The sequence below is a fragment of the Pseudoalteromonas sp. KG3 genome (assembly GCF_030436385.1).
GTDB classification, from domain to species: domain Bacteria; phylum Pseudomonadota; class Gammaproteobacteria; order Enterobacterales; family Alteromonadaceae; genus Pseudoalteromonas; species Pseudoalteromonas prydzensis.
This window is the reverse complement of sequence record NZ_CP098523.1, coordinates 2248599-2262445: the sequence shown is the minus strand read 5'-3', so window position 1 is coordinate 2262445 and position 13847 is coordinate 2248599. Positions and strand designations below refer to the sequence as shown.

General features: G+C 42.6%; 13 protein-coding genes. 9 read left to right on the top strand and 4 right to left on the bottom strand.

All coding sequences use genetic code 11. The features are described 5' to 3' along the window. The first annotated feature begins 183 nt into the window (after positions 1-183). Together NDQ71_RS10670 and NDQ71_RS10665 are read left to right on the top strand one after the other, a co-directional pair. Positions 184-1671: an NAD(P)H-hydrate dehydratase gene (locus NDQ71_RS10670; protein WP_301561613.1), complete on the top strand. Its 1488-nt coding sequence runs from the start codon at positions 184-186 to the stop codon at positions 1669-1671. A gap of 186 nt (positions 1672-1857) precedes the next feature. Beyond that, a complete protein-coding gene (locus NDQ71_RS10665; protein WP_301561612.1) occupies positions 1858-3750 on the top strand; it encodes a methyl-accepting chemotaxis protein in 1893 nt (630 codons plus the stop codon). Between the two features lie 56 nt (positions 3751-3806). Here NDQ71_RS10665 and rnk read toward each other — a convergent pair whose 3' ends face one another. The 4 genes from rnk to NDQ71_RS10645 all read right to left on the bottom strand — a co-directional run bounded on the left by rnk (position 3807) and on the right by NDQ71_RS10645 (position 7007). Beyond that, the gene (gene rnk / locus NDQ71_RS10660; RefSeq protein ID WP_192541688.1) at positions 3807-4220 is read right to left on the bottom strand and encodes a nucleoside diphosphate kinase regulator; all 414 of its coding nucleotides are present in this window, start codon (positions 4218-4220) and stop codon (positions 3807-3809) included. Positions 4221-4395: 175 nt separating this feature from the next. After that, positions 4396-6042, bottom strand: a complete 1647-nt coding sequence (gene groL / locus NDQ71_RS10655) for a chaperonin GroEL (RefSeq protein ID WP_192541687.1) — start codon at positions 6040-6042, stop codon at positions 4396-4398. Positions 6043-6090: 48 nt separating this feature from the next. Beyond that, entirely contained in the window at positions 6091-6378 is a 288-nt protein-coding gene (locus NDQ71_RS10650) for a co-chaperone GroES (RefSeq protein ID WP_054204533.1), read from the bottom strand. Positions 6379-6530: 152 nt separating this feature from the next. Further along, positions 6531-7007 carry an FxsA family protein gene (locus NDQ71_RS10645; protein WP_192541686.1) on the bottom strand — a complete coding sequence of 159 codons (477 nt, stop codon included), beginning with the start codon at positions 7005-7007 and terminating at the stop codon, positions 6531-6533. Positions 7008-7169: 162 nt separating this feature from the next. Between NDQ71_RS10645 and cutA the strand changes: the two genes are divergently transcribed. The 7 genes from cutA to NDQ71_RS10610 all read left to right on the top strand — a co-directional run bounded on the left by cutA (position 7170) and on the right by NDQ71_RS10610 (position 13846). After that, a complete protein-coding gene (gene cutA / locus NDQ71_RS10640) occupies positions 7170-7490 on the top strand; it encodes a divalent-cation tolerance protein CutA (protein ID WP_064668227.1) in 321 nt (106 codons plus the stop codon). Further along, positions 7490-9319 carry a protein-disulfide reductase DsbD gene (locus NDQ71_RS10635; protein ID WP_301561611.1) on the top strand — a complete coding sequence of 610 codons (1830 nt, stop codon included), beginning with the start codon at positions 7490-7492 and terminating at the stop codon, positions 9317-9319. Before cutA ends, NDQ71_RS10635 begins: the two co-directional genes overlap by 1 nt. Before the next feature lie 227 nt (positions 9320-9546). Beyond that, positions 9547-9999: a type II 3-dehydroquinate dehydratase gene (aroQ, locus tag NDQ71_RS10630; protein WP_064668203.1), complete on the top strand. Its 453-nt coding sequence runs from the start codon at positions 9547-9549 to the stop codon at positions 9997-9999. A gap of 32 nt (positions 10000-10031) precedes the next feature. Continuing rightward, the gene (gene accB, locus NDQ71_RS10625) at positions 10032-10505 is read left to right on the top strand and encodes an acetyl-CoA carboxylase biotin carboxyl carrier protein (protein ID WP_192541683.1); all 474 of its coding nucleotides are present in this window, start codon (positions 10032-10034) and stop codon (positions 10503-10505) included. A 27-nt stretch (positions 10506-10532) separates the two neighbouring features. Then, positions 10533-11873 carry an acetyl-CoA carboxylase biotin carboxylase subunit gene (gene accC, locus NDQ71_RS10620; protein ID WP_064668201.1) on the top strand — a complete coding sequence of 447 codons (1341 nt, stop codon included), beginning with the start codon at positions 10533-10535 and terminating at the stop codon, positions 11871-11873. A gap of 127 nt (positions 11874-12000) precedes the next feature. Beyond that, a complete protein-coding gene (gene tsaE, locus NDQ71_RS10615) occupies positions 12001-12468 on the top strand; it encodes a tRNA (adenosine(37)-N6)-threonylcarbamoyltransferase complex ATPase subunit type 1 TsaE (protein WP_064668200.1) in 468 nt (155 codons plus the stop codon). Between the two features lie 34 nt (positions 12469-12502). Then, positions 12503-13846: an N-acetylmuramoyl-L-alanine amidase gene (locus NDQ71_RS10610; protein ID WP_064668199.1), complete on the top strand. Its 1344-nt coding sequence runs from the start codon at positions 12503-12505 to the stop codon at positions 13844-13846. The last annotated feature ends 1 nt before the right edge of the window (position 13847 follow it).

Below are 13847 nucleotides of genomic sequence, written 5' to 3'. Positions count from 1 at the left end.
ACCGTATAAATCTTCAAAACTGTGTCTATAGTTTTTACCAGAACAATACAATTCATCAGAGGACTAAAGGCTGTATTAGGTCGTGCATCACAAGAACTATGCAAAAAGCTTGGGTTTTGGTAATCATTTGACTGCTATTCTTACCACTTATATGCTGGTTAAAAGCCCACCTAAAGGATCAACATGCTAGTTAACTTATCTCAACATGTGTTTAGTGCCGAGCAAGTACGAACTCACGAATCCACCGCCGCAGCGCAATCTGGCGTAGCTATGTATACCTTGATGGAACATGCGGGGCAGGCGGTGTTTGCACAGGCTATTAAGTATTTTCCGCAAGCTCAAAATTATGTTGTTCTGGTTGGTGTGGGCAATAATGCAGGTGATGGTTATATCGTTGCAAGCCTCGCTAAACAGGCCGCAAAGCAAGTAACAGTCATTGCGGCTGCACCAGATAAACCATTAACGGGCGATGCGCTTACAGCGCAAGAAGCATGGTTTGCAGTTGGTGGTGAAATCGCGGCATTTAATCAGCAAATTATAAATAACGCGGATATCATTATTGATGGCTTGTTAGGCACAGGAATAAACAGTGATGTGCGTGCTCCTTTTGTTGAGTTGATTGAAGCTGCTAATATCAGCGCTGCGCCAATTGTGGCAATTGATTTGCCGTCGGGTATTAACGCCGATACCGGAGCCGTGCAGGGTGTGGCAATTGAGGCTGATGTTACAGTCACTTTTGTTGGTATTAAGCAAGGGCTTGTTACGGGCGCTGGACGTGCCTGCGCAGGTATTGGAGAGCTTGATGATTTATCTATTTCAGATGCATTTACACAATTGGCAACGCCAACTGCAAAGCTGATAAGTTATCAAACATCTCAAGGCTTAGCGAAAAGAAGTAATAATAGCCATAAGAGTAGCCATGGTAAATTACTGTGCGTTGGTGGTAATAAAGGCACGGCGGGGGCAATACGCTTAACTAGCGAGGCCGCGCTGCGCAGTGGTGCTGGTATGGTAAAAGTATACACTCATCCTGAGTCAGTCCTTGCAGTGAGTATTGGCTGCCCTGAGTTAATGGTCACCGCGACTGATTTAACCTCAGCACTCGAGTGGGCTAGCTGTGTAGCGATTGGTCCAGGGCTTGGTCAAGATGAATGGTCAACCACCACCTTCGAAACAGTCATGCAATATTGCTTAGCGCATAACAAACCGCTAGTGATAGATGCCGATGCGCTAAATCTTATTGCTCAGAGCTCGTCAATAACGCCACTGAGAAATACGGTGATCACACCTCATCCAGGTGAGGCTGCACGGTTACTTAATTGCTCTATAAGCGATATTGAGGCAAATCGTTATTACAGTGCAACGCAACTTAGCAATCACTATGGCGCGTGCTGTGTGCTTAAAGGGGCGGGCAGTATTATTACTAATAGCACTAATACTTGGGTTTGTACTGATGGCAACCCAGCACTCGCTGTCGGCGGCAGCGGTGATGTACTTACTGGCATCATTGCTGCGCTTATCGCGCAAGGGCTAACTACAGAACATGCTGCTTGTTATGGCGTAACGTTACATGCCAAAGCCGGTGACATCGCTGCACAGCGCGATGGTGAAAAAGGTATGTTGCCAAGTGATTTATTTGCGATTATCAGGCAGCTAATTAATGGTAAATAGCAGTTAAATATACTTTTTGGTCACTATGTAGATGAACTGTTTTGCTAAATACACGACAGTCCCTATACTCTAATTTGCGCGGCTATTATTTACTACTGAGGTAAAAAGAAGATGTTGATACAAAAAAAAATGTACCTAGGGAGTTTTCTGCTGCTGTTTTTTGCTTTAATTATTCTGTCAGGAATAATGCAGCTAGTTGTTACGCCAATCATTAAAAATGACGCTATATCCAGCGCAAAATTACAAGCAAAGGTGATCGGCGAATCATTAGCAAAAGATTTAGCTAAAAGTGCCACCTTAACGCAAAGCTTAGCCGTGGTAGCAGAAACTTTGCCATTGCAGCAAGCGGACTTTATTGAAAATATTGCTCCTTTGATTGCAAGTGGCAAAGGTATTGCCGGTGGTGGTATTTGGCCGGAACCGAATAAAATGCTGCCTTCAGCAGAAAAAGCGTCTCTTTTTTGGGCAAAAACAGGCAGTGGCCAATATCAACTTTTAGATGATTACAATCAGCCTGACAGCAGCGCGTATCAGCAAGAAACTTGGTATAAAAATGCTATTAATGCTAATCGCGGTGAGTGCGTATGGTCTGAAGCTTATGTAGACACTGTATCTAATGTGCCAATGGTTACTTGTTCGGTAAAAATAATTCGCGATAACCAATTTTGGGGGGTTGCCACCTTAGACGTTGAACTGGCATCTATCGAAAGCTCATTGCTTGCAGAGAACAATGCCACGGGCACCTATAACTTTATTTTAGATAGCGCCGAGCAATTGGTATCGATCCCATTGATACGCGATACTAACTTAGCAATGATGAGCCTTACTCAGGTTGCCAGTAAAGACAGTAGCTTAAAGCCGTTGGTCAGCGCTTTGCAAAACGGCAATACAACTGTTGCTGAATTTGCCAGTGGTGTGGTTAATAATGACGAATCTATTTTAGTAACCTACTCATTGGCCGAGCAAAATTGGCGCTCAGGGGTTATTATTCCCGCCGCAATTGCCAAGAAAACCGTGAACACCCTCACTTATTATTTATACAGTTCATTTATCGCCCTTATTCTCATTTTTGTATCAGTATTACTGATTTTTGGTAATCGTCTGGTGCAGCAAATTAACACCACTACAGAGCAAGTTAGAATGTTAGTGCAAGGTCGCACCAATTCAAAATTAGCCGTGCGCGGTAGTGATGAAATGAGCCACTTATGCGTCGCAATTAATGACTATGGCGATCACCTGATTAAGATATTAGAACAGATCCAAACAGAAGCCGCTGCGGTTAAGAATAATGCTGAAGCGATGGATAACTTAAGTAATAACAGCCAAATTCGTACACAAGAGTTAATGGAAGAAAACAATATGTTGGCTGAGGCAATTAACGAAATGTCGATAGCAGCCTCATCAGCCTCACAAGATGTTTTGAGCGTTGCAGATATAACCACGCAATCAGCTGATTTAGTGAATTCTGGTTTTGATGTTATTGAGAAGAATGCCGAATCAATCCAGTTATTATTTGATAAATTAACGGAATCATCAGATGCCATTTCACGGATTGCACAAGACTCAAAACAAGTGGGCTCGGTGCTTGATGTGATCATGAATATTTCTGAACAAACCAATCTACTGGCGCTTAATGCTGCCATTGAAGCCGCTCGAGCAGGTGAATCAGGGCGTGGTTTCGCGGTGGTTGCAGATGAAGTGAGAACCTTGGCACATCGTACTCAGCAATCGGCTGGTGAGATCGAAACCATGATCAGCCAATTACAGGAAGCTGCGAGCAGAGGGGTTAACGTTATTGGGCAATGCCGTGAATATTCTGAAGTAGTGAATGAGCGCTCAGCAACAACACGTGCACAATATGAAAGTATTGTTACCGCGTTTAATGATATTAAAGAGCGCTCATCAAGCATTGCCGTAGCGACTGAAGAGCAATCACAGGTAACCGAAAATGTGAAAAACTTGGCAGAGCGAATTCGTGAGATCTCTGTGCAAAATGCCAGTGATGCTGAAGAGTTCCGCAGCGTCAGCAAAGATTCAAATAGCCAAGCACAGCGTTTATATCAAATCAGTCAGCAATAAGTTTGATTTATAGTCCACGTTAGAGTTTGCTGAAGATGCGAACTCTAACTTAACTATTAGCGGTGCAGTTCACCAACTCGTTCTGGTTGATAGGTTACTTCCTTTATTTTTACGGTTATAACTCCGCCACCAGGCTTAGGCCATTCAATTTCGTCGCCTTGTGACAAACCAAGTAGGGCGCTACCTACTGGGGCTAAAATTGATATTTTATCAGCACTTGCATCAGCATTTTTTGGATACACTAAGGTCTTAGTGAATTCTTCTTTAGTTGATTCAACGATAAAGTTTACCGTTGAGTTCATAGTAACCACTGTCGAAGGCATATCTTTTGGCTCAACGATTGTTGCACGACCAAGTTCAGCTTCAAGTTCTTTTTGGTCAGCGAAGCTTCCAGCTGGTAATGATTCCATTAAATCATACAATCTATCTGCATCGAGTGATGAGATGATCAGTTCAGGCTTTTTATTCATCTTAATATCCTTAATTATGTCTTATAAATAAAATTAACTCTGAGTATGGTTTGCTTCGCAGTTCAGGTACTGCAATACGCTGGAGTCATTTTATTTGCTACTTTATCTTTGCCCATAATACTAAAAACCCAGCCGAAGCTGGGTTTTTAATTGAGCTTGATGGTTAGGAGATGAATTACATCATCCCGCCCATTCCACCCATACCGCCCATGCCGCCCATATCAGCGCCGCCAGCTTCATCCTTTGGGATTTCAGCTACCATTGCTTCTGTGGTGATCATAAGGCCAGCAATCGAGCCTGCAAATTGTAGTGCAGAGCGCGTTACTTTTGTTGGATCTAGGATACCCATTTCAATCATGTCGTTGTATTCGCCAGTTGCTGCGTTGTAACCAAAGTTACCTGTGCCGCCTTTAACTGCGTTAATAACAACAGACGCTTCGTCACCTGCGTTAGTAACGATTTGACGAAGTGGTGCTTCCATAGCACGTAGTGCTACTTTGATACCGTGGCTTTGATCTTCGTTGTCGCCAACTAAGTCAACTAGTTTGCTTGCTGCACGTACAAGTGCAACACCACCACCCGGTACTACGCCTTCTTCAACCGCAGCGCGAGTTGCATGAAGTGCATCTTCAACGCGGTCTTTTTTCTCTTTCATTTCGATTTCAGTCGCAGCACCTACTTTGATTACTGCAACACCGCCGGCAAGTTTAGCCATACGCTCTTGTAGTTTCTCTTTATCGTAGTCTGATGTTGCTTCTTCAATTTGTGCTTTGATTTGTGCAACACGACCGCTGATGCCCGCTTCTTCGCCAGCACCATCAATGATAGTAGTATCATCTTTAGTGATAACTACGCGCTTTGCAGTACCTAAGTCTTCAACCGTTGCTTTTTCAAGCTCTAGACCGATTTCTTCCGAGATAACAGTACCGCCAGTTAATACTGCGATATCTTGTAGCATTGCTTTACGACGGTCGCCAAAACCAGGTGCTTTAACAGCAGATACTTTAACGATACCACGCATGTTATTTACTACTAATGTAGCTAGCGCTTCACCTTCAAGGTCTTCAGCAATGATAAGTAGTGGCTTGCTTGCTTTAGCAACGGCTTCTAATGTAGGTAGTAACTCACGGATGTTAGATACTTTTTTGTCTACAAGTAGAATGAATGGGTTATCTAATTCAACGGCGCCTTTTTCAGCGTTGTTGATGAAATACGGTGATAAGTAACCACGGTCAAACTGCATGCCTTCTACAACATCTAGTTCGTTTTCAAGTGATTGACCTTCTTCAACAGTGATCACACCAGAGTTACGGCCTACTTTTTCCATCGCTTCTGCAATGATGTCACCAATCTCTTTATCAGAGTTAGCTGAAATAGTACCAACTTGGGCAATTGCTTTTGTGTCAGCACATGGTACTGATAGTTCTTTTAGTTCAGCAACAGCTGCGATGATTGCTTTATCGATACCGCGCTTAAGGTCCATTGGGTTCATGCCCGCAGCAACTGCTTTTAAGCCTTCGTTAACGATAGATTGTGCTAAAACGGTAGCGGTAGTTGTACCGTCACCCGCTGCATCATTGGCTTTAGATGCAACTTCTTTAACCATTTGTGCGCCCATATTTTCAAACTTGTCTTCAAGTTCGATTTCTTTTGCCACTGATACACCATCTTTAGTGATCACTGGTGCGCCAAATGATTTGTCTAATACTACGTTACGACCTTTAGGGCCTAAAGTTACACGAACTGCGTTTGCTAAGATGTTTACGCCAGCTAGCATTTTAGCGCGTGCGTCACCTGCAAAAAGTACTTCTTTTGCTGCCATGATTAATTTCCTCTAAATTCTTAAATGTGTGTTAAACGAAAAGTAGGTTTAGCCTACAATGCCTAAAATATTGTCTTCACGCATGATCAGGTACTCTTGACCTTCGATCTTTTCAGCTTTTTCAACATATGAGCCGAATAACACAGTGTCACCGACTTTAACTTCTAATGCTCTCACATCACCGTTATCTAGAGTACGGCCATTACCAACAGCGACAACTTTACCGCGAGTTGATTTCTCAGCCGCAGAACCAGTTAATACAATACCGCCCGCAGATTTAGTTTCTTCTTCTAGGCGCTCAACGATCACGCGATCATGTAAAGGACGAATGTTCATTTTGTTTAGTTCTCCTAACAGTTTCTGAACAGGACAGAAAAAAGTTTTGTGTGTACCAAATTGCTTTAAGCCCAGTGGATTAAGGCAAATGATTAGTTGTACTCAATAATGGGGGTGTTGCGCCAAAACCCAAGTGGAAAAAATTAAAATTTTTAATCTTTTCGTTCGTACTCGCCGTCAATGGTGGTCGGCTCGCTCATTTTGCGTGGTTCTGGCTCTGCATGAGTGTGCTGATTAAATGATGTTGGGCCTTGTTGCATGCCTGCACTCATACGTACTGTGGCTTGACTAGCAAGGCCTGCAGCTAGTTTATTGCGAATAGCCGGGGTTAATAATAAAAAGCCGAATACATCGGTCATAATGCCCGGTGTCAGCAATAATATGCCAGCGATAATCACACATAAACCAGTAAACAATTCTTTGGCAGGCATTTGCCCTTGCGCCATTTGGCTTTGCACATTTTGCAGTGCGCCCATGCCTTGCGTTCTCACTAATTTTGCACCGACTATTGCGGTGATGATCACTAAGGCAATGGTGGCAAAGCCGCCAATCACCTCAGCTACTTGAATTAATAAAGCGATTTCAATAATCGGCACGAGAATAAATAACAAAAATAAAAATCTAAACATAAGGCTCTCTAAATAGTGCTCACGTAACATCGTGATGAAATATAAATATGGGTTACACGGTCTTTTTTCAAGGCTGGTGGTAAAGCTACACTAGCTAACTACACTTTGCCTTAGCTATCAGCTACTATGGCGTTGGGCAGAGCAATCAACCAAAGGTTCAATATGACGACTCATTTTCGACTTATTTTTACCACTTGCGCGGATGTAAGTGAGGCACGCTCGATGGCTGAGCAATTAGTTAAACTTAAACTCGCAGCGTGTGTGAACATTCTTCCTAATGTGGAATCTGTTTATATGTGGCAAGGAGAGGTTGCTCATGCAACCGAGTGTAAATTATTGATTAAAACGAAGTCAGAAAAAATGAATGAGGTAATTCAGACTATTAAGCGATTACATAGTTATGAGATCCCTGAAATTCAGGTTGTTGATGTAGCCACTGGCAATTTAGCCTATTTTAATTGGATGGATGAGGTACTTAATTAATGCGTTGTTTTCTTTTATTGCTTTGTGCGCTTTCGCTGTTTCCAGCCCAGGCTGCGAATAAAGATTTATTGAGTAATTTACTACAGCCCGCAGAGCAAGCATTTTTACCGGTTGATCAAGCATTTACATTTGATTTTGATCAGCAAGGCAGCACGTTATTTATTGGTTGGGATATTGCACCCGGTTATTACCTTTACAAAAACAAGCTGGAAATTATTGGCAAGGGTGCCGATATTCAAGTCCCCGATCTTGGCAAAGGGGTCGTTATTGAAGATGAATTCTTTGGCAAAACCGAGGTGTTTTTTGATTCACTCAGTGTGGTTAGTAAGTTAAGCAATGTAGTGAAAGATGGCGTAGTTAAAGTTCGTTATCAGGGCTGTGCTGAAGCAGGGCTGTGTTACCCTCCTGAAATCATTACCATTCCATTGAGTATAATTGCCGGGGAAACTCCTGCAGCGGATAGCGCAAGCACAGGTAATGCGTTAGCTGCACTTAGCGCCGCATCGCCTGCTCCCGTAGTTGATGATAGTGCTGTAAATAATGAGCCAGAAAAAGAGTTAAATTTTACCGAAAAACTAGCCTCGCAAGGTTTACTGGCCAACTTAGCTATTTTCTTCTTAGTGGGTATTGGTTTGGCATTTACCCCCTGCGTGTTTCCGATGTTTCCAATATTATCGAGCTTAATTGCTGGACAAAAAAAACTGTCTACTAAAAAAGCCTTTGCACTGTCCTTTGTATATATCCAAGGGATGGCGGTGACTTATGCGGCACTAGGCTTAGTGGTGGCGTCTTTGGGTGGCCAAGTACAGGGCTATCTGCAGCATCCGTTTGTATTGATCAGCTTTAGTTTATTGTTTGTTTTACTGGCAATGTCGATGTTTGGTTGGTACGAAATCAAACTGCCAAGCGGCATGATGAACAAGTTAACCCAAGTGAGTAATAATCAAAAAGGCGGCAATTACATTGGCGTATTTTTAATGGGCGTGTTGTCAGGTTTAATAGCCTCTCCCTGTACAACAGCACCGTTATCTGCGGCCTTATTATTCGTCGCGCAAAGCGGTGATTACCTCGTAGGTGGTTTAACTTTATATGTGTTGAGTTTAGGTATGGGGATTCCACTATTACTACTTGGCACCTCTGGCGGTAAATTATTACCAAAAGCAGGCGGTTGGATGGAACAGGTTAAAACCCTGTTTGGTTTTATCATGTTAGTTGTGCCACTTATATTGCTTGAACGTATTGTTGATGCTGAAATCATTTTACTAATGGCAGGTCTACTGGCAATCGCTACCGCATTGTATTTACATCATTGGCAAAGCGGTCAAAGCCAAGGGAAATTAAAAACGGCGTTGTGGTTTGTTGCCACTTTATTAGTGATTGGCGGTGCCAGCGTAACTAAAAACTATATATGGCCAACAGCGCAAGTTGTTAGTGCCGCAAATGGCGAGCAACAAGAACGCGGCTTTAAATTAGTGGCTAACTTAGCTGAGCTTAAACAAGCAATAAATGATGCAAACAGTGATGGCCGTTTAGTGATGGTTGATTTGTATGCAGATTGGTGTGTTGCGTGCAAAGAATTCGAGAAATACACCTTTCCTGACGCTAAAGTGCAAGGTGAGTTTGCAAATTTTGAACTATTGAAAATAGATTTGACCGAAAGCGACGACACCACAATTGCAGTAATGGAAGAATTTACGGTATTTGGTTTACCAAGCATTTTGTTTTTTGATACCCAAGGTGAAGAGCTTGCAGCGCAGCGTGTGACGGGCTTTTTAAACGCTAAAGACTTTGCTGAACATTTAGCAAAAGTGAGAAATAGCGCTAAATAAATATTTTTCACACCACTATTTTAAACGCCACTTTATAAGAGTGGCGTTTTTGTTTCTGTTGTAGTTACTAGTGATTAGACCAGTATTTTGCTGCTATTTACGTCGAACTGGCTATAATAGGTGGTTAACGTGAGAAATAGTTGCTATTTTAGTTTTTCCCCTCTACATTTTACGGGGATTTCTAATCAAAATGGCTTAACTCATTATTTATAGGATTATCGCGTATTATGGCTGCAAAATTTAAACTTTTAGTTATAAATGGCCCTAACTTGAACATGCTAGGTAAGCGTGAGCCAGAGAAATACGGTTCACACACGCTTAGTGAGATTATGAGCGAACTAACAACGTTTGCTGATGGTCTAGATGTGGAGTTAACGCATTTTCAAAGTAATAGTGAGCAAGCTTTAATTGAGCGCATACACAGCGCTTGGCAGGCTATTGATTACATTATTATCAACCCAGCTGCATTTACGCATACAAGCGTGGCTTTACGTGATGCATTACTGGCGGTTGATATCCCGTTTTTTGAAGTGCACTTAACGAATGTGCACGCGCGGGAAGCGTTTCGTCATCATTCATATTTTTCTGATGTGGCGCAGGGCGTGATATGTGGATTAGGCGCAATGGGTTATCGTGCAGCACTTGAAGCTGCCGTAAATCGGTTGCAAAACGCGAATTAATTTTAACTAACAAACTAACAGGCGGGTCGTTCATGGATATTCGCAAGATCAAAAAACTAATTGAACTAGTAGAAGAATCAGGTATTGCTGAATTAGAAATCACTGAAGGTGAAGAATCAGTACGTATCAATCGTAATAACATGAGTGCAGGTCCTGCTTACGCTCCACAGTATGCACCTCAATATGCACCAGCTCCTGCGCCAGCTGCTCCTGCCGCTGCACCAGTTGCAACTGCTGAGGCAGCTGCACCAGCAGGCCCTACTGGCCCTACTGGTCATCAAGTATTATCACCTATGGTTGGCTCTTTCTATGCTGCGGCTTCTCCAGAAGCTCCAGCATATGTTGAAGTGGGTTCACAAGTTAAAGTTGGTGACACACTTTGTATCATCGAAGCGATGAAAATGATGAACCAAATTGAGTCAGATAAAGCGGGCACAGTAAAAGCGATTTTAGTTGAAAATGGCGAGCCAGTAGAATTTGATCAACCGCTATTCATCATTGAATAATAGCGTAACCTAATAAGGCCAACTCTTATGTTAGATAAAGTAGTCATTGCAAACCGAGGTGAAATTGCACTTCGTATCTTGCGCGCCTGCAAAGAGCTTGGGATCAAAACGGTTGCTGTGCATTCAACGGCGGATCGCGATCTTAAGCATGTATTGCTTGCAGATGAAACAATTTGTATTGGTAGACCTTCAGCAACTGAAAGTTACTTAGATATTCCGCGTATTATCGCTGCTGCTGAAGTGACAGATGCTGTTGCTATTCACCCAGGCTATGGTTTCCTTGCTGAAAACGCTGATTTTGCTGACCAAGTTGAACAAAGTGGTTTTGTATTTATTGGTCCGCGTGGCGACACGATTCGCCTAATGGGCGACAAAGTATCTGCAATCGAAGCAATGCGTAAAGCCGGTGTACCATGTGTACCAGGTTCAGACGGCCCTGTATCAGATGATAAAGACCGTAATATGCAAATCGCTAAACGCATCGGATACCCGGTGATCATCAAAGCCGCTGGTGGCGGTGGTGGTCGTGGTATGCGTGTGGTTCGTAGCGAAGCTGAATTAATTAATTCAATTGCATTAACGCAACAAGAAGCTAAGCAGTTCTTTGGTAATAGCATGGTTTACATGGAGAAATTCCTTGAAAACCCTCGTCATATCGAAGTTCAAGTACTCGCTGATGGCCAAGGTAATGCAGTTCACTTGGGTGAGCGTGATTGTTCTATGCAACGTCGCCACCAAAAAGTAGTTGAAGAAGCGCCAGCACCAGGTATTACAGCTGAAGTACGTAAATTCATTGGTGAGCGTTGTACGCGCGCATGTATCGAAATCGGTTATCGTGGTGCGGGTACATTTGAGTTCTTATATGAAAACGGTGAGTTCTATTTCATTGAAATGAACACTCGTATTCAGGTTGAACACCCAGTAACAGAAATGGTAACTGGTGTTGATTTAATCAAAGAACAGCTAAAAATTGCCGCCGGACAACCACTGTCATTCACTCAAGATGACGTTGTTATTCGTGGTCATGCCATTGAATGTCGTATTAATGCTGAAGACCCTGAAACGTTTATCCCGTCACCGGGTAAAATTACGCGTTTCCATCCAGCAGGTGGTTTAGGTATTCGTTGGGACAGCCATATTTATGCTGACTACACAGTACCACCACACTATGATTCAATGATTGGTAAATTGATCACTTACGGTGAAAACCGTGATGTGGCAATTGCTCGTGCACGCAACGCATTAAATGAGCTTGTGATTGACGGTATTAAAACGAATACGCCATTACATAAGCGCATCTTAGCGGATGAAAACTTCCAAAATGGTGGCACTAACATCCACTATCTTGAGAAAAAATTAGGTTTATAATCCTAATTACGTAAAAAGCCGGCAACTTTGCCGGTTTTTTTATGTCTGATGATCGCTGACTCGCCTTACAAAAATAATCTGGTATGATTAACAGGTTATCGTTTTTAATACTATCCATGAGGTCAGAATGACGCACAGTGTTGGTTTTCAACTCGCTGATGAAGCTGCAACGGTTAAAATGGGCAATCAACTTGCAGGGTTAATGGAGCAAGGTGCAGTTATTTATTTACATGGTGATTTAGGAGCAGGTAAAACCACTTTAACCCGTGGTGTTATCCAAGGCTTCGGTCATCAAGGTAAGGTTAAGAGTCCAACATATACGCTTGTGGAACCTTATGAACTGGCAGCAGCCAATGTTTATCATTTTGATTTATATCGTTTAGGCGATCCAGAAGAATTAGAATACATGGGTATTCGTGATTATTTTTCGCCGACTGCAATTTGTGTGGTGGAATGGCCTGAAAAAGGCGGTGAGTTTATTCCCACACCCGATTTAGACATTACTTTACGGTATGTTGGCGATGCCCGAGCAATTGAAATTAAAAGTATCAGCCCGCGTGGCGATAGTATTGTGAATAAACTCAAATCAGAGTAAATAACAACAAATAATAAAAGGTGTAATGATACAGATGAGTCGAGCTGTCATAAAGTGGGTGTGCGGTTTTTTGCTGTTAGCAATCAGCGCTAGCCTCTATGCACAAAATACTATCAATAGTGTTCGGGTTTGGCCATCGCCAGATAGTACGCGGGTAGTATTCGACCTAACGGATAAACCTGATTTTAGTTACTTTATGCTGAAAAACCCACTGCGCTTAGTGGTTGACTTGGAAACAACAGATAAAATAAAAGATTTACCAGCAATCCCAAATAAACATCAAATTGTTAGTAAGTTACGTTATTCAAAAGCAAAAAACAGCAAAGGCGTAAGATTTGTCTTTGAGCTCACAGGGCCGGTTAAACCAGTCATCTTTGCTTTAGCACCAACTGGGCCTTATAAAAATCGTTTAGTGGTCGATTTATACGATAAAAATCAGGCTGAGCCCGCACCAGTTACGAGTCATACCGCAGTTAAAAAACGCGAGCTTAATCAGCAGCGTGATATTGTTATTGCTATTGATGCAGGTCATGGCGGTGAAGATCCCGGTTCCATAGGTCCGTCAGGCACTTATGAAAAAGACATCACATTGCAAATAGCGAAACGCTTAGAGCGGATGATTGATGCTGAGCGCGGCATGATCTCGCGCATGGTGCGTCGCGGTGATTACTTTGTAAATTTAAATACCCGTACAAATCGCGCTCGCGAGAAAAAGGCTGACTTTTTTGTCTCCATTCATGCCGATGCTTTTACCAGCCCGCAGCCAAGTGGTGCGTCAGTGTGGGTGTTATCACTGCGCCGCGCGAATTCAGAAATTGGTAAATGGCTCGAGGATAAAGAAAAACACTCTGAACTACTCGGCGGCGCAGCTGGAGTGATTAAAGATACTGCAAGTGAAAAGTATTTAGCGCAAGCGCTGCTTGATATGTCGATGGATCATTCCATGAAAACGGGCTTTAGCGTCGCAGAAGAAGTGATGAATGAATTGAAGAAAGTCGCTAAAATGCATAAAAAGGCGCCACAAGCGGCTAGTTTTGCAGTATTAAAGTCACCGGATATTCCGTCTATTTTGGTGGAAACTGGGTTTATTTCTAACCCGCGGGAAGAGCGCTTATTAAAAAGTGCTAATTACCAAGAGCGTTTGGCGAAAGCGATTTTTACCTCCTTAAAGAGTTATTATCTTAAAAACCCACCGGCTGACTCGCTATTTGCGTCATTAAAATCTCAATATCCAACTAAACATAAAGTTCGCCCTGGGGAGTCGTTAAGTTTGTTAGCTAGTCGTTATGGGGTGTCGGTGAGTAAGCTTAAGCAAGTCAATCAATTACAATCTAACACTTTGTTTATTGGTCAAGAATTAGATATTCCGCAAAGTTAAA